The 21,431-nt window shown below is 68.9% G+C and carries 23 protein-coding genes and 4 pseudogenes; 16 read left to right on the plus strand and 11 right to left on the minus strand.

From position 1 onward, the window contains the following. The first annotated feature begins 180 nt into the window (after window positions 1–180). A complete protein-coding gene (locus Q0379_RS02540) occupies window positions 181–438 on the plus strand; it encodes a hypothetical protein (protein ID WP_299003941.1) in 258 nt (85 codons plus the stop codon). On the opposite strand, the gene Q0379_RS02545 is transcribed toward Q0379_RS02540, so the two are convergent. Continuing rightward, window positions 419–973: a hypothetical protein gene (locus tag Q0379_RS02545; RefSeq protein WP_299003943.1), complete on the minus strand. Its 555-nt coding sequence runs from the start codon at window positions 971–973 to the stop codon at window positions 419–421. The two genes, Q0379_RS02540 and Q0379_RS02545, sit on opposite strands and share 20 nt — an antisense overlap. Before the next feature lie 368 nt (window positions 974–1,341). On the opposite strand from Q0379_RS02545, the gene flgK reads away from it, so the two are divergent. From flgK to Q0379_RS02570, 5 genes are read left to right on the plus strand one after another with little or no spacing between them, the layout of a single operon-like run. After that, window positions 1,342–3,453 carry a flagellar hook-associated protein FlgK gene (gene flgK / locus Q0379_RS02550; RefSeq protein WP_299003944.1) on the plus strand — a complete coding sequence of 704 codons (2,112 nt, stop codon included), beginning with the start codon at window positions 1,342–1,344 and terminating at the stop codon, window positions 3,451–3,453. Between the two features lie 3 nt (window positions 3,454–3,456). Beyond that, window positions 3,457–4,380, plus strand: a complete 924-nt coding sequence (locus Q0379_RS02555; protein ID WP_299003946.1) for a flagellin — start codon at window positions 3,457–3,459, stop codon at window positions 4,378–4,380. Window positions 4,381–4,424: 44 nt separating this feature from the next. After that, the gene (gene mnmA / locus Q0379_RS02560; RefSeq protein ID WP_299003948.1) at window positions 4,425–5,645 is read left to right on the plus strand and encodes a tRNA 2-thiouridine(34) synthase MnmA; all 1,221 of its coding nucleotides are present in this window, start codon (window positions 4,425–4,427) and stop codon (window positions 5,643–5,645) included. Between the two features lie 58 nt (window positions 5,646–5,703). Next, window positions 5,704–6,153 (plus strand): DUF4126 domain-containing protein, encoded by a 450-nt coding sequence (locus Q0379_RS02565; protein WP_299003950.1) that lies wholly within the window; start codon window positions 5,704–5,706, stop codon window positions 6,151–6,153. Next, entirely contained in the window at window positions 6,150–6,296 is a 147-nt protein-coding gene (locus Q0379_RS02570; RefSeq protein WP_299003951.1) for a hypothetical protein, read from the plus strand. The genes Q0379_RS02565 and Q0379_RS02570 overlap by 4 nt, the downstream gene beginning before the upstream one ends. On the opposite strand, the gene Q0379_RS02575 is transcribed toward Q0379_RS02570, so the two are convergent. Together Q0379_RS02575 and Q0379_RS02580 are read right to left on the minus strand one after the other, a co-directional pair. After that, complete coding sequence (locus Q0379_RS02575) at window positions 6,293–6,508, minus strand: hypothetical protein (protein WP_299003953.1); 216 nt, start codon at window positions 6,506–6,508, stop codon at window positions 6,293–6,295. The genes Q0379_RS02570 and Q0379_RS02575 overlap by 4 nt on opposite strands. Next, entirely contained in the window at window positions 6,505–7,005 is a 501-nt protein-coding gene (locus Q0379_RS02580; protein WP_299003955.1) for a helix-turn-helix domain-containing protein, read from the minus strand. Before Q0379_RS02580 ends, Q0379_RS02575 begins: the two co-directional genes overlap by 4 nt. 231 nt (window positions 7,006–7,236) lie before the next feature. Between Q0379_RS02580 and Q0379_RS02585 the strand changes: the two genes are divergently transcribed. Then, window positions 7,237–8,424: an acetyl-CoA C-acyltransferase gene (locus Q0379_RS02585; RefSeq protein ID WP_299003958.1), complete on the plus strand. Its 1,188-nt coding sequence runs from the start codon at window positions 7,237–7,239 to the stop codon at window positions 8,422–8,424. A gap of 148 nt (window positions 8,425–8,572) precedes the next feature. Next, entirely contained in the window at window positions 8,573–8,842 is a 270-nt protein-coding gene (locus Q0379_RS02590) for a GNAT family N-acetyltransferase (protein WP_299003960.1), read from the plus strand. A 117-nt stretch (window positions 8,843–8,959) separates the two neighbouring features. Here the strand turns inward: Q0379_RS02590 and Q0379_RS02595 are convergent, their stop codons facing one another. Further along, window positions 8,960–10,345, minus strand: coding sequence for a M20/M25/M40 family metallo-hydrolase (locus tag Q0379_RS02595; protein WP_299003962.1), 1,386 nt, complete (start codon window positions 10,343–10,345; stop codon window positions 8,960–8,962). Between the two features lie 103 nt (window positions 10,346–10,448). After that, window positions 10,449–10,937: a helix-turn-helix domain-containing protein gene (locus Q0379_RS02600; protein WP_299003964.1), complete on the minus strand. Its 489-nt coding sequence runs from the start codon at window positions 10,935–10,937 to the stop codon at window positions 10,449–10,451. 98 nt (window positions 10,938–11,035) lie between these two features. On the opposite strand from Q0379_RS02600, the gene Q0379_RS02605 reads away from it, so the two are divergent. Continuing rightward, on the plus strand, window positions 11,036–11,836 hold the full coding sequence (locus Q0379_RS02605; protein WP_299003966.1) for an SDR family oxidoreductase: 801 nt from the start codon (window positions 11,036–11,038) through the stop codon (window positions 11,834–11,836). A gap of 329 nt (window positions 11,837–12,165) precedes the next feature. Here Q0379_RS02605 and Q0379_RS02610 read toward each other — a convergent pair whose 3' ends face one another. Continuing rightward, window positions 12,166–12,735: an OmpA family protein gene (locus Q0379_RS02610; RefSeq protein ID WP_299003968.1), complete on the minus strand. Its 570-nt coding sequence runs from the start codon at window positions 12,733–12,735 to the stop codon at window positions 12,166–12,168. Window positions 12,736–12,913: 178 nt separating this feature from the next. Next, a complete protein-coding gene (locus Q0379_RS02615; protein WP_299003970.1) occupies window positions 12,914–13,783 on the minus strand; it encodes a LysR family transcriptional regulator in 870 nt (289 codons plus the stop codon). Window positions 13,784–13,879: 96 nt separating this feature from the next. Between Q0379_RS02615 and bla the strand changes: the two genes are divergently transcribed. From bla to Q0379_RS02645, 6 genes are all read left to right on the plus strand, one after another. Further along, window positions 13,880–14,770 (plus strand): class A beta-lactamase, encoded by an 891-nt coding sequence (bla, locus tag Q0379_RS02620; protein ID WP_299003972.1) that lies wholly within the window; start codon window positions 13,880–13,882, stop codon window positions 14,768–14,770. Window positions 14,771–14,983: 213 nt separating this feature from the next. After that, window positions 14,984–15,361: a hypothetical protein gene (locus Q0379_RS02625; protein ID WP_299003974.1), complete on the plus strand. Its 378-nt coding sequence runs from the start codon at window positions 14,984–14,986 to the stop codon at window positions 15,359–15,361. Between the two features lie 95 nt (window positions 15,362–15,456). Next, complete coding sequence (gene ptcA / locus Q0379_RS02630) at window positions 15,457–16,467, plus strand: putrescine carbamoyltransferase (protein ID WP_299003976.1); 1,011 nt, start codon at window positions 15,457–15,459, stop codon at window positions 16,465–16,467. Window positions 16,468–16,483: 16 nt separating this feature from the next. After that, window positions 16,484–17,893 (plus strand): APC family permease, encoded by a 1,410-nt coding sequence (locus tag Q0379_RS02635; protein ID WP_299003977.1) that lies wholly within the window; start codon window positions 16,484–16,486, stop codon window positions 17,891–17,893. Further along, window positions 17,886–18,998, plus strand: a complete 1,113-nt coding sequence (gene aguA, locus Q0379_RS02640) for an agmatine deiminase (protein ID WP_299003978.1) — start codon at window positions 17,886–17,888, stop codon at window positions 18,996–18,998. Before Q0379_RS02635 ends, aguA begins: the two co-directional genes overlap by 8 nt. Window position 18,999: 1 nt before the next feature. Beyond that, entirely contained in the window at window positions 19,000–19,899 is a 900-nt protein-coding gene (locus Q0379_RS02645) for a carbamate kinase (RefSeq protein WP_299003980.1), read from the plus strand. 6 nt (window positions 19,900–19,905) lie between these two features. Here Q0379_RS02645 and Q0379_RS02650 read toward each other — a convergent pair whose 3' ends face one another. Continuing rightward, window positions 19,906–20,238 carry a hypothetical protein gene (locus Q0379_RS02650; RefSeq protein ID WP_299003982.1) on the minus strand — a complete coding sequence of 111 codons (333 nt, stop codon included), beginning with the start codon at window positions 20,236–20,238 and terminating at the stop codon, window positions 19,906–19,908. 172 nt (window positions 20,239–20,410) lie between these two features. Here Q0379_RS02650 and Q0379_RS02655 point away from each other — a divergent pair. Then, window positions 20,411–20,497 (plus strand): annotated as a pseudogene (locus Q0379_RS02655) (hypothetical protein); the annotation flags it as partial. Between the two features lie 102 nt (window positions 20,498–20,599). On the opposite strand, the pseudogene Q0379_RS02660 reads toward Q0379_RS02655, so the two are convergent. The 3 pseudogenes from Q0379_RS02660 to Q0379_RS02670 all read right to left on the minus strand — a co-directional run. Further along, window positions 20,600–20,848 (minus strand): annotated as a pseudogene (locus tag Q0379_RS02660) (hypothetical protein); the annotation flags it as partial. A gap of 81 nt (window positions 20,849–20,929) precedes the next feature. Further along, a pseudogene (locus Q0379_RS24115) lies at window positions 20,930–21,196 on the minus strand (UvrD-helicase domain-containing protein); the annotation flags it as partial. Then, window positions 21,142–21,426, minus strand: a pseudogene (locus tag Q0379_RS02670) (hypothetical protein); the annotation flags it as partial. The pseudogenes Q0379_RS24115 and Q0379_RS02670, both read right to left, overlap by 55 nt. Between the last annotated feature and the right edge of the window lie 5 nt (window positions 21,427–21,431).

The raw sequence follows: 21,431 nt of genomic DNA on the forward strand, positions 1-21,431 counted from the left end.
CGGTGGAGACCTGCACTTCATCGTGTGGCTCAACCCCATGAACGTCCCGCTGTTCGAGTCATGGTGTGAGCCCAAGGGCTTCCAGTTCATCGCCGCGGAGGCCATCAAGGTCAACGGGGACGTGGACACCACCAAGCGCCCCTGAGTACAGTGGGCATGACCCCTGACAAATTTCGGAAGATGTCCACCGCGCGTCTCGAATGGATGATGGCCAACGGAGCCATGGTGCGAGACCGGAAGGTGGCAGCCAAGGAGTACGCCCGTCGGATCGACCGGAAGGCCGCGACCCTGTTGGGGTCTCCCGCCCCGAAGGCCAACGAGGTTTCGGTCCACATCCAGATCCATGGTCTGGTGGACCGGGCGGCGGCGGACCTGACGAAGGTGTTGACGAGGGTGCTGGACGAGGCGCTCAGTCGGATCAAGACTCCAAGGTCTTGAGCGCGCTCGACAGGGCTTCCCCGGCCTTGGTGGTGAGGTTCCGGGTGAGCAGCGGGACGGCGGTGTAGAGAGCTTCGAGCTCGTCCCGTTCCTTCCCGAGCTTGTCAATGTCCGCCTGCAACAGGTCGGACAGAGCCCAGAACCGTTTGCGGGTCACCACGGCGAGGGCGGCGACCTTGTCGGCGGCTTGATCCGCCTTGTCGGCCTTGTCGGCGCGGGCGTCCTGAACGGCGTCGGCCCGATCATCAGCGCGGTCGGCGGCGCGGTCAGCGGCCTTGGAGTCGGCCTTGACGGGACGGTCCGCCGGCTTGGACGAACGGGCGTCGTCGTCGCGGGCGTCGCTCTTGGACTCCGCGCGAGCCGGAGCGCGGGGAGCGGGCGTGTCGTCCTTGCGGCCAGCGATGGCCATCAGGGCGTCGAAGCCGTCATTGGCCGATTTCGCGCCGGCGGCCGGGGTCGGCGCGGCGGGAAGAGCGGCGGTGGGTGCGGCGATCGCGGTCATTCGCAGTCGAAGCTCGGTTGGGCGGCGGTCCATAACGAACGCGCCTTTGCCGCTCCTCCCCAGCAATGGTCGGGCCAACTCCGAAAAATACCCTCAAGATGCTGTTTTTATTGGAGTTAATAGCTCGTTTACGATCGCAAAAGCGCGTCCGAGCGGCGCTTTTTGCCCAGTTCGACGGGGGCTTGAGGACCGGAGTTGCCGCGTCGGCGGGTCGCGCCCCGACTTGGCGCCCTCCTTGCGCATGACATCTCGTCGAATATCCGACCCACGGAACACTTCGCCATGAAATTCAATGGCTTGGCACATATCGGGATCCTGATCCCCACCCCGCCCCGGCAAGTTTCGCCGGGCAAGGACGCGTCGTGCGTTGCGCGGTTTGCCGAGCTGAAAGGATCGTTCGCATGTCGCTGAACTCGATCATGGGCACGGCGACGTCCGGCATGATGGCGGCCCAGACGGGCCTGCGCATCACGTCCGACAACATCGCCAACGTCAACACCAAGGGCTACGTCCGCAAGACGATCTCCCAGTCGAACATGCTGTCCAACGGCATGGGCGTGGGCGTCAGCATCGACGCCATCAAACGCGCGACGGATCGCTTCCTGACCACGGCCAGCCTGAACGCCGCCTCGGACAGCAACCGCGCGACCGTGGTCGCCCAGGCGCTGAACAATGTGCAGCAGCTGTTCGGCGACCCGACGGGCGACACCAGCTTCTTCTCGCGCTTGGACGACATCTTCACCGCCTTCTCCAAGGCGCAGGATGATCCCTCCTCCTCGCTGCTGCGGACCCAGGCCCTTACGCGCGTGGACGAATTCCTCAGCGAGTCGAGCCGCATCACCTCGTCGATCTCCAAGCTTGGCAAGGACGCCGACACGCGCATTTCCGGCGATGTGGATCGCGTCAATGACCTGCTCAGCCAGATCGACGGCCTCAACACCGATATCACCCGCGCCAAGGTCGCGGGCGCCGACGCGACAGGCGCGGAGAATGTGCAGAGCGGCCTGGTCGACGAGCTGTCCAAGCTGATGAACGTGCAGGTCACGCCGCGCACCATGGGCGGCGTGGTCGTCCGATCGACCGAGGGCCTGCCGCTGGCGGGCGACGGCGCGGCCAAGGTGACCTACCAGACCTCGCCCACGGCCACCGGCTACCTGACGGTTCAGCTGGCCAATGGTTCGGTGATGCCGACCCCTCTCAATATCTCCAGCGGCGAGATCAGGGGCCTGATGGAGGTGCGCAACACCGAGCTGGTCAATCTGTCCGACCAGCTGGGCGAATTCACCTCGCGCGCGGCCGAGGAAATCAACCGGGCGGCCAACGCCGCCTCCGCGGTGCCGGCGCCGACCACCCTGAACGGCCGCGACACCGGCCTGGACGCCCAGGCGGCGATCACCGGCTTCACCGGCAAGACGACGATCGCCCTGACCGACAGCAGCGGCGTGATCCAGCGCCGGGTCGACATCGACTTCGACGCCGGAACCATGAGCATCAACGGCGCGGCCGGTCCGGCCTTCACCCCCGCCAATTTCATGGCCCAGCTGAACACCGCGATGGGCGGCATGGGCGCTGTCGGATTCTCGGGCGGGGCCCTTAACCTCTCCGGGATCGGCGGCCTGGGCGTCGCGGTCGCGGACGACGCGACCACGCCGTCGGACAAGGCCGGCAAGGGCTTCAGCCACTATTTCGGCCTGAACGACATCATCCGCACCAACGGCTACTCGCCCTATGAGACGGGCCTGACCGCGGCGGACCCGCACGGCTTCACGTCCGGCACCATGACCATCCGTCTGACGGACGTCGAAGGCGGTCGGATCCGCGACGTCATCGTCGACGCCCCGGTCGGCGGCACGATGCAGAACTTGCTCGACGCGCTGAACTCGCGCGCCTCGGGCGTGGGGCTCTATGGCCAGTTCACGCTGAACGCCAAGGGTCAGATGACCTTCACCTCGAACACCACCACCCCGGTGACCATGTCCATTGTGGGCGACACCACCGAGCGGGGCGTCGGCGGCCCTTCGGTCAGCCAACTGTTCGGCGTGGGCCCGGCCGAGCGCAGCACCCGAGGCGAGAAGTTCTTCGTCAGCACGGCGATGGACCAGAACCCAACGCTGCTGCCCTTCGCCAAGCTGGACCTGACCCAGGCCGTCGGCGGCGCCGCCGCCCTGGCGATCGGCGACGGCCGGGGCGCCCTGGCCCTGGCGAAGTCGGGTGACACCGTCACCAACTTCTCGGCGGCCGGCGACGCCACCCCCGCGACCATGAGCGTCTCGCGCTATGCGGCCGACTTCAGCGGCGCCATCGCCCGCAAGGCCAACACCGCTGAAAGCCGCAAGGACGCCGCCGAAGCGGTCGCCGCCGAAGTCGATAGCCAACGTCAGTCCGAAGAGGGCGTGAACCTCGACGAGGAACTGATCAACCTGACCACCTACCAGCAGGCGTTCAACGCCTCGGCCCGCCTGATCCAGGCGACCAAGGACATGTACGACATTCTGACCGGACTTGTGAGGTAAGCCATGACCCGGGTCTCCACCGTCCAGAACTACAACGTCATGACGTCCAACCTGATGCGGGCCCAGATCCGCCAGAGCGACGTCGGCGCGCAGGTCTCCAGCCAGAAGGTCGCGACCGACCTGAAAGGCTACGCCAAGAACGCCGAGATGCTGACCGCCATGCGCAGCACCCAGGCGCGCCTCGACGGCCTGATCGACCAATCGAAGCTGGTGACCAACCGGTTGCAGATGCAGGACACCGGTCTTGGCAAGGTCGCGGACTCCACCAAGGCCGGCCGCGAAGCCATCGCCAACGCCTTGGCCTCGGGCAGCGCCCAGACACTGATGCAGCAGCTTCAGGCGGCCTTCGGCGACGTCGTGCAGGGCCTGAACACCAAGTCGAACGGCCTTTACGTGTTCTCTGGCGCCAAGACCGACACCCAGACCACCTCGGCCACCAGCATGAGCGACCTGACCCTGGCGCCCACGACGGCGTCGCTGTTCAACAACGACCAGTACATCGCCACCAACCGTGTCGACGAACAGACCAACGCCAAGACCGGCGTGCTCGGCGACGCCTTCGGCGTGCCGGTCTTCGACGCGTTCAAGCAGGTTCAGGCCTATGTCGACGCCAACGGGCCGTTCACCGGCAAGCTGAACGACGCCCAGGTGACCTTCCTGAAGGGCCTTCTGCCGACGTTCGACGCCGCCTATGCGGGCGTCATCGACGTCCAGGGCAAGAACGGCGTCACTCAGAAGCGCTTCGAAACCGCCCAGACCGACTTGCAGAACCAGGCCGACACCCTGACCGGCATGGTCGGCGAGATCGTCGACGTCGACATGGCGGACGCGGTGACCCGGCTGGAGTCGGCCAAGCTGGCCGTCCAGGCCTCGGCCCAAGTGTTCAGCAGCCTGCAGCAGTCGTCGCTGCTGAACATCCTGAAATAGGGCGAAACCTCGCAAATCCGACGTTCCGCCGCTATATGGCGGCGATGACCGCCGAGTTTCTGACCAAGACCGATACCGCAAACGCCGACGCCCTGATCGCCCGCGCCGTGGAGCAGGCGCGCGCCGCCGTCGGCCTGCCCGAAGGGACCCGGATCGTCGCGGCCATGTCCGGCGGCGTCGACTCCACGGTCACGGCCGCCCTGCTGGCCCGCGCCGGCTATGACGTCGTGGGCGTCACCCTGCAGCTCTACGACCACGGCGCGGCGATCTCGCGCAAGGGCGCCTGCTGCGCCGGTCAGGACATCCTGGACGCCCGGATGGCGGCCGAGCGCATCGGCATCCCGCACTATGTGCTCGACTACGAGAGCCGCTTCCGCGAGCAGGTCATCGAGGACTTCGCCGACGCCTATCTGCGCGGCGAGACGCCGATCCCCTGCGTCCGCTGCAACCAGACGGTCAAGTTCCGCGACCTGCTGGACGTGGCTCGCGACCTGGGCGCCGAGGCCATGGCCACCGGTCACTACGTTCAGCGCGGTATGCCGGGCGGCGCCAACCGCCCGCAGCTGCGCCGCGCCGCCGACCCGGCCAAGGACCAGAGCTACTTCCTGTTCGCCACCACGCGCGAGCAGCTCGATTTCCTGCGCTTCCCCTTGGGCGGCATGGACAAGCCGACCGTGCGGGCCGTCGCGGCGGGCCTGGGTCTCTCGATCGCCGACAAGCCCGACAGCCAGGACATCTGCTTCGTGCCCGAGGGCAAGTACACGACCGTCATCGACCGCATCCGTCCGCAAGGCGCGGAAGCCGGCGACATTGTCCACCTGGACGGCCGCGTGCTGGGCCGCCACGAGGGCGTGACCCGCTACACCATCGGCCAGCGCCGGGGCCTGAACGTCGCCGTCGGCGATCCGCTGTTCGTGGTCCGCATCGACGCCGACAAGCGTCAGGTGATCGTCGGCCCGCGCGAGGCGCTGCTGACGGCCGCCCTGACGCTGAAGGAAACGAATTGGCTGGGCGGGCAGGACGATCTCGACGCCGCCGCCCACGACGGACAGCCGGTGCTGGCCCGCGTCCGCTCGACCCGCGAGCCGGTCCCCGGCCGGCTGACGCTGGTGGACGGAGAGGTCGCGGTGGCCTTCGACGGGACGGAAGAAGGCGTCGCGCCGGGCCAGGCCTGCGTGCTCTATGACCCGGCCGATCCGGAACGCGTGCTGGGCGGCGGCTTCATCGCCCGCGCCGTGCGAGCCATGGACCTGACGACGGCCTGATCGAGGATCGAAAGACGGCCTCCGGGGTTGTGCAAACGACACCCCCTGGAGGACCCGCATGCTTCGATCCCTGCTCATCGGCCTTTCGGCCGGCTCCCGCGCCCTGACGCCGCTGGCGACGGTCAGCGAAGCGGCTCGCGGCGGCGGCCTGAGCGAAGCCAATCCGGCGGTGCGCCTGTTGGCCCATCCCCTATTCTCGGCCGGCTCCAAGGCCCTGGCGGCCGGTGAGCTGTGGGGCGACAAGCTGAAGTCGGCCCCGGACCGCATCGTCCCCGCCGGCATCGCCGCCCGCCTGCTGGCCGGCGGCCTGTCTGGAGCGGCCCTGGCCCCGCGGAAGCAGTTGCTGCTCGGCGCGGCCCTGGGCGCCGGCGCGGCGGTCGCGGCCGCGTACGTCACCTTCGACGTCCGGATGAGGGCGCTGCGTCGCTGGGGCCAGACGCCGACCGGCCTCGTCGAGGACGCCCTGACCGTCGGCGCGGCCCAGTGGGTGGTGCGAGGCGCCAAATGAGCAAGCCGGAAAAGGCCGCCGCGCCGAAGCCGCCGGAAGCGCCCAAGCCCGCCAAGGTCACGGCCGACGGCGTCCGCCGCCAGCGCCAGCACATCAAGGAATTGACCGGCGAGGACCCATTGCGCGGCGGCGTCGCGGACTAGTCTTCCATCTCGTCGAGGGTCAGGCCGATCTTGAAGAGGCAGTAGCCGGCCTCGTCCACCAGCCGGGCGACGTCCGTGGCCGTATCCTCGCGCTCCCGCGTGAAGGTGTGACGCCAGTCTTCTTCACGCGCCCCGGCGGGAAAGCCCGCGCCCTCGGCGATCACCAGTCGGTAGGCGGGCTTTGTCCGGTGGACGTGAAAGCGGTAGCTCACTCCGCCGCCATGTTGGCCGCTTCCAGGGCCTCGCCGACGGTCAGGCTATCGGCCTGACGCGATGTGCGCTCCAGGTCGCGACGCCCCACCACCTCGCCGCAGGCCTCGCAGGCCAGGACCGGATGGAAGGCGCAGCCGCATTTCTTGTGCGTGAACAGGACCGGCGAGTTGTCGCGACCATAGACGTGGCGGTCGCCCCACTCGGCCATGGTCAGCAGAACAGGCGACAGGGCCAGGCCCTTCTCGGTCAGCCAGTATTCGTGGCGCGGCGGGCGCTCTGAGTAGCGGCGGGTCTCCATGACGCCATGGCCCACTAGGCTCTTGAGCCGCGCGGCCAGGACGTTACGGGCGACGCCCAGCCGCTCCTGCCATTGTTCGAAGCGCTTCACCCCGGCGAAAGCGTCACGGAGGATCAGCAAGGTCCATGGATCGCCGACGACCTCCAGGGTGGCGGCGACCGAGCAGCGTTCGTTGGTGTAGTCAGCGGTTCGACCCATGGCCTGAGGGTGCGGCGTTCCGCGAGGGAAAGCAAGAGCGTTGCGTTTGAAGATGAACCAATGTAGGTTTTTATTCGCAATTGACTCTCTCGGTTATTGCGAACTGGCGAGCGGCCTCTGGCGTCCACCAACGGCCGCTCGCCCCTTTCCCGTCACGATCTCGCAAGCCCCTTGCGCGGCATGCGCTGATGAGGGCCTATCCCACCTCAAAAGCCTTCCAGGGAGAAAATCATGTCCGCCGTCGATCCCGTCGTCATCGTTTCCTACGCTCGCACGCCGATGGGCGGCTTCCAGGGCGCGCTGGGCGGGGTGAAGGCCACCGAGCTGGGCGCGACGGCGGTGAAGGCCGCGATCGAGCGCGCCGGGGTGGCCGGCGACAAGGTCGAGCAGATCATCATGGGCTGCGTGCTGCCCGCTGGCCTGGGCCAGGCGCCGGCCCGCCAGGCGGCGCTGGGCGCGGGCCTGCCCCTTTCGGTCGAGGCGACCACGGTCAACAAGATGTGCGGCAGCGGCATGCAGGCCGCGATCATGGCCCACGACGCTCTGGCGGCCGGCTCGGTCGACCTGGTGGTCGCCGGCGGCATGGAGAGCATGACCGGCGCGCCCTACCTGATGGCCAAGCACCGCGGCGGCGCCCGCATCGGCCACGACCAGATCTGGGACTCCATGTACCTGGACGGCCTGGAAGACGCCTACACCCCCGGCAAGCTGATGGGCGCCTTCGCCGAGGACACCGCCGCCCAGTACCAGTTCACCCGCGAGGCGATGGACGCCTACGCGACCAAGGGCCTGGCCAAGGCCAAGACCGCCATCGAGACCGGCGCCTTCAAGGGCGAGATCACGCCGGTCACCGTCCAGACCCGCAAGGGGACCGAGGTGGTCGACACCGACGAACAACCCTTGAAGGCCGACCCGGCCAAGATCCCGACCCTGCGTCCGGCCTTCGCCCGCGACGGCGGCATCACCGCGGCCAACTCCAGCTCGATCAGCGACGGCGCCGCGGCCCTGGTCATGACTCGCGAGAGCGTCGCCAAGGCGCTCGGCCTGCCGATCGTCGCCCGCGTCGCCGGCCACGCCGCCCACGCCCACGAGCCGGGCCTCTTCACCACCGCCCCAGTCCCGGCGATGAAGAAGGCGCTGAAGAAGGCCGGCTGGAGCGTCGAGGACGTCGACCTGTTCGAGGTCAACGAGGCCTTCGCCGTAGTGGCGATGATCGCCCAGCAGGAGCTGGGCATTCCCGAGGACAAGCTGAACGTCAACGGCGGCGCCTGCGCGCTGGGCCACCCGATCGGCGCCTCGGGCGCGCGCATCCTCTGCACCCTGATCGCGGCCCTGCAGGCCCGCGGCGGCAAGAAGGGCCTGGCCAGCCTCTGCATCGGCGGCGGCGAGGCCACGGCGATGGCGGTGGAGCTGGTTTGAAGACTGGTGAAGATGCTCCCCCGCGATGTGGGGGAGCTGTCGCGGAGCGACTGAGGGGGGCTAGCTGGACGTTGACCGCGCTCGCCCCCTCCGGCCCTCTGGGCCACCTCCCCCGCAACGCGGGGGAGGATCAAGCGTTGGAAGCCTCATGACCGACACCTTCCGCCACAACCCCGAACTTTCCCGCTACGAGCTGGAGGTCGACGGCCTATTGGCCGTGGCCGACTATCAGCGCGCGGGCCATCGGCTAGTGATCCCGCATGTCGAGGCCGATCCCGCCCTGCGCGGCACGGGCGCGGCCGGACGGCTGATGACGAAGGTCGCCGAGACCGCTCGCGCCGAGGGCATGCGGATCACCCCGCTGTGCTCCTACGCGGCGGCCTGGCTGAAGCGGAACGATCCGGACCTGGTGGCTTAGGCCCAAATCCGCTCATCCCCGCGAAAGCGGGGACCCAAGCTGACTTGGAAAAGCGATTACGATCTTTGCCAGCCCGAACACCGTATGGGTCCCCGCTTTCGCGGGGATGAGCGGTGTTTACTGCTTAGGAACGGCGGCCGCCGGAACCACGCTCTCGAAGCTGCCCGCCGGTCCGGGGAACACGATCGGGCTTTCCCAGCCGTCGGGGCTGACCGACGAGACGCCGAAGAAGAAGTCGTCGATCACCACGTCCTTCAGGGTCGTCGTCGCGACCGGACCCGGAACCCAGCGGTTCAGGCGCCAGGTCGGATCGGTGGTCACGCGCCACCAGACGCGGTGGCCGGCCGCGCCGGGCGTCGGGGCCCAGGAGACCTTGGTGTCGGGGCTGACCGCGCCCTCGATCTTGACGCCCGACGGCGGCGGCGGGGCCGAGGCGAGGCTGGCCATCGCCACCACGTTCAGCCGCGTCACCTGGGCCAGATAGGCGAAGTCCACCCCCTCGATCGTATCGCCATAGACCTTGCCCTTCTCGGTGCGCAGGTCCTGGTGCTGCCGGTCGTAGTTCTCGACGGCCTCGGTCACCCGCACGGCGGGATAGCCCGCCTCCAGCAGCGGCACCTGGTCGCCGCCCCGGCCGTAGCGGTCGGTGCGATAGACCATCACCACGTCGAAGTTGGTCAGGCACCGGTCGGCCAGGCCGTCCAGGTAGCGGGCCAGGTTGCGCGAAGGGCTGTCGACCTCGCCGCCGTTGTAGCGACGGCCATTGGCCTGTTCCGGCGTCTCGACGGCCTTCGTGCCTTCCGAGAACACTCGGACGTGGGTGTTGTCCATCACCCCGCTCTGGCCGTGGCTGTTGCCGACGATGTCGTTGTTGAGGTCGGCTTCGACCTTCCAGCCCTGGGCCTTGGCATAGTCGGCGAGAACCTTGCCGCCCAGGAGGCCCTGCTCCTCGCCCGAGAGGACGGCGAACACCAGGGTGGCGGGGAACTTGTGCTTCGAAAGTACCCGCGCCGCCTCGATCACCGCCGCCACGCCCGAGCCGTCGTCATTGGCGCCCGGCGCGTCGCTGGTGAAGTTCATGACGTCGGTGACGCGGCTGTCGATATGGCCGGCGATGATGATCACGCGGTCCGGATCCGAGGTCCCCTTCTGGATCGCCAGGACGTCCATCACCTCGGTCGGGTTGGGCACGCGGCGGCCGGTGAAGACCTGCGAGGGCGTCTCGACGGTCAGGCAGCCGCCGCAGTCCTTGGAGATCGCCTCGAACCGCGCCTTGGCCCAGCGGCGGGCCGCCCCGATGCCGCGCGTCTCCGACTTGGTGTCCGACAGCGTGTGGCGCGTGCCGAAGCCGACCAGCGAGCGGATCGTGCTCTCCAGCGCCTTGGCGTCGACGTCAGCGGCGACGGTCCGCAGCAGCGGCTGATCGGTGGACGGCGCGGGCGTTTCGGCGTGGGCGACGCCGGCCGCCATCAGGCTGGCGGCGAGGACGAGGGAAAGGCGCATGGCGACTCCGGAGCAAGAGCGCGAACGTTGCCGATCCTGCTCTCCAGAAACAACCCAAAACCCCGACCTCCCCGGCGAATGCCGGGGAGGTCGGATTGAGAAACTACCGCGCCGCCATGAACGCCACCCGCTCCAGCACCTCGGGTCCCGCCGCCGGCCCGGCGGCGTAGGTGAAGTGCTCGGGCGTGATCGGCTTGCCGCTGACCCGATCGACCAGGATCGGCTCGGCCGGCTTACCGGTTTCGCGGTCCACGAGCTGGCCAGCGATCCCCTCGACCGCGAAGTGGCGGTTGCCGAAGGCCAGCATCGCCGTCAGCACGCCGCCGAAGTCGCGCCCCAGGTCCGTCAGCACATACTCGTAACGCGGCGGGCGGGTGCTGTAGGCGCGCTTTTCCAGCAGGCCGTTCTCGACCAGGGCCGCCAGGCGCTTGGTCAGGATATTCGGCGCGACGCCTAGGCTCTTCTCGAACTGGTCGAAGCGGGTCAGCCCCTGGTTGGCGTCGCGCAGGATCAGGAAGGTCCAGCCGTCCCCCACCCGCTCAACGGTGCGAGCGACCGGACATTGGGTGGGCGCGCGTTCAGATTTGCTCATGACGAAATATCTGGTCACTTACTTGCGAAATGCAAGTTACCTCATAGCTAGAGTCACGAGCCGGACCGATGGGGCCTCGGCGAGGGACTTAGAGAACGATGAGCGACAGCAACATCCAAGGCGCGGCCCTGATCACCGGCGCTTCCACCGGCATCGGCGCGACCTATGCCGACCGCCTGGCCAAGCGCGGCCAAGACCTGATCCTGGTCGCCCGCGACGAGGCGCGCCTCAACGCCCTGGCCGAACGCCTGCGCGCCGAGACCGGCGTGAAGGTCGAGGTGATCAAGGCCGACCTGACCAACAAGGCCGATCTTGTGAAGCTGGAAGAGCGCCTGGCCTCGGATCCGGGCATCGCCACCCTGATCAACAACGCCGGCGTCGCGGGCGCGGGCGACTTCGTGGGGTCAGATCCCGAAGCGTTCGAGAAGATGATCCAGTTGAACGTGACGGCCGTGACGCGCCTGGCCGCGGCGGCGGCTCGGAACTTCGCGCCGCGCGGCGCCGGGACCATCATCAACCTCGCCTCGGTGGTGGGGCTGGCGCCGGAGATGGGCATGCCGGTCTATGGGGCGACCAAGGCCTATGTCATCTATCTGACCCAGGGCCTGCGGGCCCAGCTGGCGAACTCGGCGATCCGCATCCAGGCGGTGCTGCCGGGGGCCACCCGAACCGAGATCTGGGAGCGTTCGGGCACGGACATCAACGCGATCGATCCGAACATCCTGATGGACGTCGACGACATGGTCGATGCGGCGCTCGCGGGCTTTGACCAGGGCGAGCTGATCACCATCCCCTCGCTGCCCGACGCGGGCGACTGGGACGCCGCGCTGGCCGCCAAGGCCAAGCTCTACCCGAACCTGTCACGCAACCAGCCGGCGGCGCGGTTCAAGACGGCCTAAGGACGGATCGACATCTAAACACGACCTCGAAGCCAAGATCCTTGCCTTCCTGGGCCTTGTGCCCAGGACCCATGTCGGCGGAGGGCTCGGCCGTTCAGGATAGCCAAGGCTGAGAGGCCCCAGTCACTGATCAAAATCGGCGGCGGCGGAACGATGGGTCCTGGGCACAAGGCCCAGGAAGGCGAGAATTGATCTCCGCTTCCAAGGCCATTCCGTCCCAGAACGGAATCCTCGCCGGCGCGGCGCTCACTCCCGCGCCGGCGAGTCCGCCCAGGACGGGCGCTTCGGCTTGATGCCGACCAAAGCGCTCGTCCGGAACGCGGGGGGAACTAGCTGAGGACCATCACGACGACGCGGCGGTTCTGGGCCCGGCCCTCGCGCGTCTCGTTCGGAGCGACCGGAGCATCCTGGCCGTAGGAGATCGTCGCCATCCGGTTCAGGGCGACGCCGTGCTGGCTGAGGAACTTGCGCACCGTCTCCGCGCGCTTCTCGCCGAGCTCGTCATTGTATTCCTTCGAGCCGGAGTTGTCGGTGTGACCCTGGATCTCGAGGTAGACGTTCTTGTTGTCGGCCTTCAGCTTCTCGGCGAATTCGCCCAGGCGCTGCTCGGCTTCCGGCGAGAGGTTGGCGGCGTTGACCGGGAACTTCACCGAGTCGTCGCTGAGCACCAGGGCGTACTGGAACTTGCCCTCGGCCAGCTTGCCGGCCTTGGTCGCGCGGTCGAGCGCTTCCTTGGCGGTCTGGTCCAGTTCGCCGATCTGGGTGTCGTGAGCGCTGACCCGCTCGCTGACCGCCCCGACCTGGGTGTTGACGTACTTCTTGGTCGCGCAGCCGCTGACCGTAAGGCCGCCCATCACCAGGGCGGCGGCGACCATCATGGTCTTGGAGCTTGCTATCATTTGTCTCTGGTCCGTAGTGACGCGGCGTCCTGCAACGCTCGCATGCTCAAAACGCACAGCCGAACTTGGCTAAAGATGGGCGCGATTCCGGCGCTTCCGAGCCAAGCTTGAGCATTGAATTACAAGCACATTATAGCCGCGCGCGAACCCCGATGACGGGCTTTGGTTCCGTCGAAAATTATTCCGTTTCCGACATGGAAAGCCACGCCAGGAAGGCTCTCAAGGCCGGACTCGGCGCCTTCGACTTCAGCCAAGTCAGCCAGTAGCGCCCCGCCCCGACCTCGATGTCGAAGGGCCGGACCACGCGTCCTTGGGCCAGGTCCCGGCTAAACATATTGGGCGGCGCCAGCGCGACGCCAAGACCCTGGATCGCCGCTTCGACCATCACCCAGGAGCTGTCGAACACCGGCCCCCGGATCGGCGGCGGCGACAGGCCGGCGGCGGCGAACCAGTCGGGCCAGTCGGCGGCGCGGTAGCTGCGCAGCAGGGTCTCGCCGAACAGGTCGCGGGGCTCGGCGAGGCGTTCGGCCACCGCCGGGGCGCAGAGCGGACTCATCGGCGCGGCGAACAGCGGCGCGGCCTCCGTGCCGTGCCAGGCCCCGTCGCCGAAACGGATGGCGCAGTCCAGCCCCTCCCCCGCCAGGTCGGCGCGGTTGTTGTTGGTGAAGAGCCTAAGGTCCACGAACGGATGAGCCTCGCGGAAGGCGGGCAGGCGCGGCAGCAGCCAACCGACCGCGAAGGTGCCGACCACGCCGACGCTGAGCACTTCCGTGACCCGCCCGCCCTCAAAGCGCGCCAGGGCGCCATCCAGCCGGTCGAACGAGTCACGCACCGACGGCAGGAGCGCCAGACCCTCGTCGGTCAGGGCCAGGCCGCGCGGCAGGCGGCGGAACAGGGCCGCGCCGAGCCGCGCCTCCAGCCCCTTCACCTGGTGGCTGATCGCCGCCTGGGTCACGCACAGCTCGATCGCCGCCTTGGTGAAGGACAGATGCCGGGCCGAGGCCTCGAAGGCGCGCAGGGCGTTGAGGGGCAGTTGAGCGCGGCTCACGGGTCAGACCCTAATCCAGCTAATGGCTGCGCCAAGCTATCGTCGTTTGCGCGGAAAGCCAGGCCTGGGCAGTTTCGGGGCCGAGGAGAACCCCGCATGCTGCATCGTAGAACCCTGATCACGGCCCTGGCGGCCGCGCCCGTCCTGCTGCCCGCCGTCGCCGGCGCGGCGCCCATCGACCAGAAAGCCCTTAGCTCACGTATTAACGAATTGGAGCGCGCTAGCGGCGGCCGGATCGGCGTGGCGGTGCTGGACACCCAAGACGGCCGCCGTTTCGCCTGGCGCGGGGACGAGCGCTTCCGGATGTGCAGCACGGTGAAGGCGCCGCTTAGCGCCGCCATCCTGCGCCGGATCGACCAGGGCCGCGAGCGCCTGGACCGCCGGGTGACCTACGGCCCGGAGGTCCTGATGGGCAATTCGCCGATCGTCGAAAAGCACGTCGAGAACGGCCTGACGATCGGCCAGCTGTGCGAGGCGACGATCACCCTCAGCGACAACGCCGCGGCCAATCTATTGTTCGAGGCCCTGGGCGGTCCGAGCGGCGGGCCGGCGGCCTTGACGCGCTTCCTGCGCGCCATCGGCGACCAGACCACCCGCAGCGACCGCACCGAACCAACGCTGAACGGCGGCGCGCCCGACGACCCGCGCGACACCACGACGCCGGCCGCCATGGCGGCGACCTGGAAGACCCTGCTGCTGGAGGACGCGCTCTCGCCCGCCTCGCGCCAGCAACTGGCCGACTGGCTGGTCGCCAACAAGACCGGCTTCCGGCGCCTGCGGGCGGGCCTGCCGGTCAGCTGGCGCGTGGGCGACAAGACCGGCAACAACGGCAAGGACATCACCAACGACGTCGCCATCGCCTGGCCGCCGGGACGGAGGCCCGTGATTATCGCCGTCTTCCATGATCGCGGCGGCGACGAGGACGCTCGCAACACCGTCCACGCCAACGTGGCGCGGGCGATCGTGGCGGCGGGGTTCGGGGCTTAACGGGAAAAGTTATCCACAGGGCGCATCACAACAATCCCGACTTCCCCGGCGACACGTCAGTGCGGCGAAGCCAATGCCGGGGAGGTCGGGTGTTTGTGAACTCCCGTACCTTTCCCCGCCCAGAAACCACCGTTTCCCTTCCCTCGCAGCCACTTACACAAAAACGCCGGTTTCTTACGCACGGTGCTCGCGACGGCCTCATGCTTTAGACCCATGAGCACCGCCCCTTCCCCCACCGCCGCCCGTCGCTGGTGCGACGCCCTGCAACAGAAGCTGATGGACGCGATCGACGCGGCCTGGGCCATGGCCGAGGGGACCGACGACCCCGCCGTCATCGCCAAGGCCCGCGACCAGTCGCGGCTGGCCGGCCATATCGCCGGCATGGCCCGCAAGGTCCTGGCGCTGGACCCGCCGCAGCCCAAGCCCGCCAACCTGCCCGGCTTCATTCACGAGGCCTTCGATCGTCTGGACGCCGCCACCGCCCCTATCCTGGCGGCCGCCGCGCGGAAGGAAGCGGCCGACGACGGCAAGCCTCCGGCCGCCCAGGCCGTGGCGATGCAAAACGCCCTGCGAAAGCTGAAGCGCCGCTAGACGCCGCGCCCACCACGCTCGCCGGTTGATCCGGATCAACGCGTGCCGCGCCGCGCGAGCGCCCAATGGGTCGTTCTCAGCGGCGGACAGGCGTCATGGCTCCCCTTCGGCACTTCATCGACACTCAGGATTTCGCGCGCGAGGAGCTGCTGCGCATCCTCGACCTGATCGCCCTGCTGAAAGCGGCCGACAAGGACGGCGCCTGCCCGAAGCTGCTGGCCGGCGCGTCGCTGGGCATGATCTTCGAGGAGCCGTCGACTCGCACGCGCGTGTCGTTCGAGGTCGCCATGACCAAGCTGGGCGGCCACGCCCTGTACCTGAAGCCCGGCGAGATCCATCTGGGCCAGCGGGAGAACATCCGCGACACCGCCCAGGTGATCAGCCGCATGGTCGACGTGATCGAGGCCCGTACGCTGAAGCACAAGACCGTGCTGGACCTGGCGGCCAACGCCACCGTGCCGGTGATCAACGGCCTGACCGACTACAACCACCCGACCCAGGTGGTCTGCGACGTCTTCACCATGCTCGAGCATCGGGAGGCCGGTAAGCCGATCGGCGAGCTGAACGTGACCTTCATCGGCGACGCCACCAACGTCTGCTCGTCGCTGATGATGATCTGCACCCAGATGGGCATGCGCTTCACCCACGCCGCCCCCGCGCGCTACCAGGCGCCCGAGGCGTGGCAGGCCATCGCCCGCGCCAACGCCGCCGCCTCGGGCGGGTCCCTGACCATCACCGACGACGTCGAGGCGGCCGTCCGCGACGCCGACTTCATCTATACCGACCTTTGGTGGTGGATCGGCCAGGAGGCCGAGATTCCCGAGCGCCGCCAGGCCTTCATGCCCACCTACCAGATCACCGAGGCCCTGCTGGCCAAGGCCCCCGCCCACGCCCGCTTCATGCACTGCCTGCCCGCCTCGCGCGGGGTCGAGGTCACCGACGCGGTCATGGATGGCCCCCGCTCGATCATCTACGACCAGTCGGAAAACCGTCTCCACACGGAGAAGGCGCTGCTGGTCCACTTCGTCCATCCCCGCCTGAAGACCGCCTCGCCGGAACTGACCGCCTATCATCGCGGACGGGTCGAGGACTTCCTCAGCCGCTGACCAAAAGGAGCGCCAGATGGTCGCCGTAGAGTCTCCCCCCACCGCTCGCGCGCCGAGGTTCCGAAAGGTCCTGCACGGCCTGGACATGACCCTGTTCACGGTCTGCGCGATCCTGATCGTCGACCAGCTGGCGGCCTCCGCCGCGATCGGCGTGCAGTCCATCTTCTGGTGGCTGCTGACCCTGGTGCTGTTCTTCATTCCCTACGGCCTGATCACGGCCGAGCTGGGCAGCACCTATCCGCAGGAAGGCGGCATCTACGCCTGGGTGCGCCGCGCCTTCGGGCCGCGCTGGGCGGGGCGGACGGCTTGGCTCTGGTGGGTCAACGTCGCCTTCTGGATGCCGTCGGTCTACATCCTGTTCGCCGGAGTCCTGGCCGAACTGGTCGCCCCCGACATGTCCCTGGCGACCAAGATCCTGATCACCCTGGGCCTGACCTGGCTGACCGTCGGGATCAACATCGTGGCCCTGGACGTGGGCAAGTGGGTGCCCAACATCGGCGCGGTGTTCAAGACGGTGATCATGCTGGCCATCGGCTTTGGCGGTGTCGCCTACGCCCTGCGCCACGGGGTGGCCAACGTCTTCACCTTCGAGACCCTGCGGCCCAGCTGGGGCGCCAGCCTCGCCTTCCTGCCGGTCATTCTCTACAACTTCCTGGGCTTCGAGCTGATGTCGGGAGCCGGCGAGGAGATGGAGAACCCCGCGCGCGACGTGCCCTGGGCCATCACCCGGGCCGGCGTGCTGATCGCCTTCTTCTACATCTTCGCCACGGTCGGCATGCTGCTGGCCCTGCCGGTCAAGGACATCGGCCTGATCGAGGGGCTGACCGACACCTTCCGCCGCCTGTTCGGCGAGGGCCCCGCCGGCCAGACGGCCGTGGCGGTGCTGGGGACCATGGCCCTCTACACCTTCCTGGCCAACATGGTGACCTGGACCATGGGCGCCAACCGCTCGGCCGCCGAGGCCGCGGTGCGCGGCGACCTGCCGGCCGTGTTCGCCAAGCTGCATCCGACCTACAAGACCCCCGCCAGCGCCGCGGTGCTGTCGGGCCTGGTCGCCACCGGCGTGCTGATCCTCTACGGCTACCTGGCCAAGAGCGCCGAGGATTTCTTCTGGACCACCTTCGCCTTCTCGTCGGTGGTGTTCCTGCTGCCCTACTTCCTGCTCTTCCTGTCGTTCCTGAAGCTGCGCGACATCGACGCCAATCTGCCCCGGCCCTACCGCGTGCCGGGCGGGCGGTTCACCGCCGCGACGCTGAGCCTGCTGTGCATGACCTTCATCCTGCAGGCGGTGGTGTTCTTCATCTACAAGCCCGGCGCCTTCGACATGACCTACGCCCTGGCCGTCGCCGGCGGGGTGGTGGTGACGGTGATCGTCGGCGAGATCCTGGTGGCGGTCACCGCTCGCAAGGGGCGCGCCGATGCCTAGGATCCTGGAGACCACGCCCCGCGCCGACGGCTTCCGCATGCCGGCCGAATGGGAGCCGCACGCCGGCTGCTGGATGCTGTGGCCCGAGCGCTCGGACAACTGGCGCAACGGCGCCAAGCCGGCCCAGCACGCCTTCACCGCCGTGGCCGCCGCCATCGCCCAGGGCGAGCCGGTCACGGTCTGCGCCTCGCCCGGCGAATACGCCGTGGCCCGCGAGATGCTGGATCCCGCGATCCGCGTCGTCGAGATGACCAACAACGACAGCTGGATGCGCGACTGCGGCCCGACCTTCCTGGTCCACGCCGACGGCCGGGTGCGCGGCGTCGACTGGAAGTTCAACGCCTGGGGCGGGCTGATCGGCGGCCTCTACTTCCCCTGGGACCAGGACGACCTGGTCGGCGAGAAGGTGCTGGAGCTGGAGCGCGACGACCGCTACGCCCCCGACTTCGTGCTGGAGGGCGGCTCGATCGACGTGGACGGCGAGGGAACCGTGCTGACCACCGAGGAGTGCCTGCTCAACCCGAACCGCAATCCGGACCTCGACCGGGCCGGGATCGAGGCGCGGCTGCGCGACTATCTCGGCGTCGAGACCGTGCTGTGGCTGGGCAAGGGCGTGCATCTCGACGAGACCGACGGCCATGTCGACAACCTCTGCCGCTTCGTCGCGCCGGGAGAGGTGGTGCTGACCTGGACCGACGATCCCGCCGATCCGCAGTATCCGATCTCCCAAGACGCCCTGCGGCGGCTGGAGGGCTATCGCGACGCCAAGGGCCGGGCCCTGAAGGTCCACAAGCTGGCCCAGCCCGCCCGGCCGGTGGTGATCACCGCCGAGGAGGCCGCCGGGGTCGACAAGGTCCACGGCACCCTGCCGCGCGAGGCCGGCGACCGCATGGCCGCCTCCTACGTCAATTTCTACATCGCCAACGACGTGGTGGTCGCGCCAAGGTTCGACGACGCCAATGACGCGCCGGCCCAGGCTCTCCTGGCGCGGCTCTTTCCCGGCCGGCGCATCCTGACCGTGCCGGGTCGCGAGATCCTGCTGGGCGGCGGCGGCATCCACTGCATCACCCAGCAGGAGCCGCGCGGTCGTCGCGGGGCCGGCTAGCGTGCGGCTGGTGGTGGCGCTGGGCGGCAACGCCCTGCTGAGGCGCGGCGAGCCGCTGTCGGCGGAGGCCCAGAGGCGCAACATGCGCGCCGTCGCCGGCGCCCTGGCCCGGGCCTGCGCGCCGCACGAGACGGTGGTGGTCCACGGCAACGGCCCCCAGGTCGGCCTGCTGGCCCTGGAGGCGGAGGCCTATGGCCAGGCCCCGCCGACGCCGCTGGACGTACTGGGGGCGGAGTCCCAGGGGATGATCGGCTATGTCATCGCCCAGGAGCTGCGCAACGCCGCCCCCGGCCGCGAGGTCGCCGCCCTGCTGACCCAGGCGGTGGTCGATCCCGAGGACCCCGCCTTCCGGGCCCCGACCAAGCCGATCGGTCCGGTCTATCCGCCGGCCGAGGCCGCCGCCCTGCGCGCGCGCGGCTGGAGCCTCGCGCCCGACGGCCAGGGGGTGCGCCGGGTCGTGGCCTCGCCCCAGCCGGTCGAGATCGTCGAGCTGGCCGTGGTCGAGAACCTGCTGGGCGCGGGCGCGCTGGTGGTCTGCGCGGGCGGCGGCGGCGTGCCGGTGCGGCGCCTGGCCGACGGCCGTCTGGAAGGTGTCGAGGCGGTGGTCGACAAGGACCTCAGCGCCGCCCTGCTGGCCCGTCGCCTGGGCGCCGAGCGGCTGGTGATCCTGACCGATGTCGACGGCGTCCACGCCGACTGGGGAACGCCCGCGGCCCGGCGGATCGATCAGGCCACGCCGGCCCTGCTGCGGGCGATGAGCTTCGCCCCGGGCTCGATGGGCCCCAAGGTCGCCGCCGCCGCCGCCTTCGTCGAGGCTGGCGGCGGAACCGCCGCGATCGGCTCCCTGGACGAGGCCGAGGCCGTCATCGCCGGCCAGGCGGGCACCCAGGTCCGCGCCTAAGAGACTCTAGGCTCCCTCTTCGTCGACATAGATGACCACGGGCTTGCCGCGCGACAGCGGCTCCCAGCCGGCCTCGATGGCCGAGGCGATGGCCTTGGCGACGACGCGGACGGGGATCTGCGAGGGCTTCAGCGGCGGGGCGCTGAACTTGGGCTTGGGGCCGGGCGGGAACTCGATCATCGCCTCGCGCTGGCCTTCCTTGTGGCGCACGGCCAGCACCTTGCCGTGGCGCTCGGACGGGTCGTAGGACCACTGCGGCAGGCGATGCAGCCGCCAGACATAGGGGTCTCCGTCGACCTCGATGTCGAATTCCGTGATCAGTTTGTTGGGTTTAGCCATGGGGCGGCATAGCGCGAAGGGCGGTTGTGGGAAAGTGGCGGGCTGATCCCAAACCCTCTCTCTTCGAGAGAGGGAGGGGCCCGTCCCGGCGGAAGCCGGGATGGGAGGGTGAGTGGTTGCGTCAGCTCCAGAAACCCCACCATCGTCATCCCGCGCTTTATGCGCGGGACCCATGGTTCGGCTTCCCCGTGAGAGTGTGGGTGATCTCCGCACGTGCGGCGGACGAATGGGTCCCGCGCATGAAGCGCGGGATGACGGTTTAGATCCGGATTTCTCCGGCCAACGGTGAAACCACTCACCCTCCCATCGCCGATGGCGATGGGCCCCTCCCTCTCTCGAAGAGAGAGGGGCTCACCTCGACTTACTGCAGCACCGCCTTGCCAAACGACAGCTGGCCGTCCTTGACCCCGACGGCGATCACGCCGCCGTCCTCGATCTCGCCGGCCAGCAGCTTCTTGGCGATCGGGTCGACCAGCTCCTTCTGGATCACGCGCTTCAAGGGGCGCGCGCCGTAGACCGGGTCGTAGCCCTTGTCGGCGATCCAGTTCAGGGCCTCGGCGTCCAGAGCCAGGCTCATGCGGCGGTCGGCCAGCAGCTTCTCGACGCGCTCGGCCTCGTCGGGCGACGCCGTCGTGTCGCCCCGATGCCGCACGGGCACGGCGTGCACGCCGGGGGCGACGCCGTCGAGCAGCAGCCGGAGCACGCGGTTGACCAGGACATGCGTCTTGCCGGAGCCGGCATTGGCCGAGACCCAGGCGCTCAGGCCGGGATCGGCGGCGAGAGCCTGACGCTGCTGCGTCTGCGGCGGGACGTTGGGGGCGGGCCTCATGCCTCGCCCTCCTCGGCCACCGCGCGCACCTGCGAGACCGGGGTCGCGTTCATGAGGAACAGGAAATCGCCCTCGCCGCGCGCGATCTCGTCGCAGCGTTCCGGCCACGCGTCCGTGAGCCGGTCCCATCCCTCCGCGGACGGTGCCGGCACCATCAGGTTGCGACGCAGGAAACCGACCGCGTTCTCGGCGCAGAAGGCGAGGATCTTGTCGCCGTCGAGGATGTCGAGCGCGACGCAGGTCGCCTGCTCGGCGATGCCGGCGTTGCCGGGCGCGCAGAAGACCAGGTCCGCCTTGGGGTTCTGGGCGAAGGCCCAGGCGAGGGCATGCTCGCGTCCGCCGCCGCCGAGGATGAGGATGTTCA

The sequence above is a fragment of the uncultured Caulobacter sp. genome, assembly GCF_937900395.1.
Taxonomy (GTDB): Bacteria; Pseudomonadota; Alphaproteobacteria; order Caulobacterales; family Caulobacteraceae; genus Caulobacter.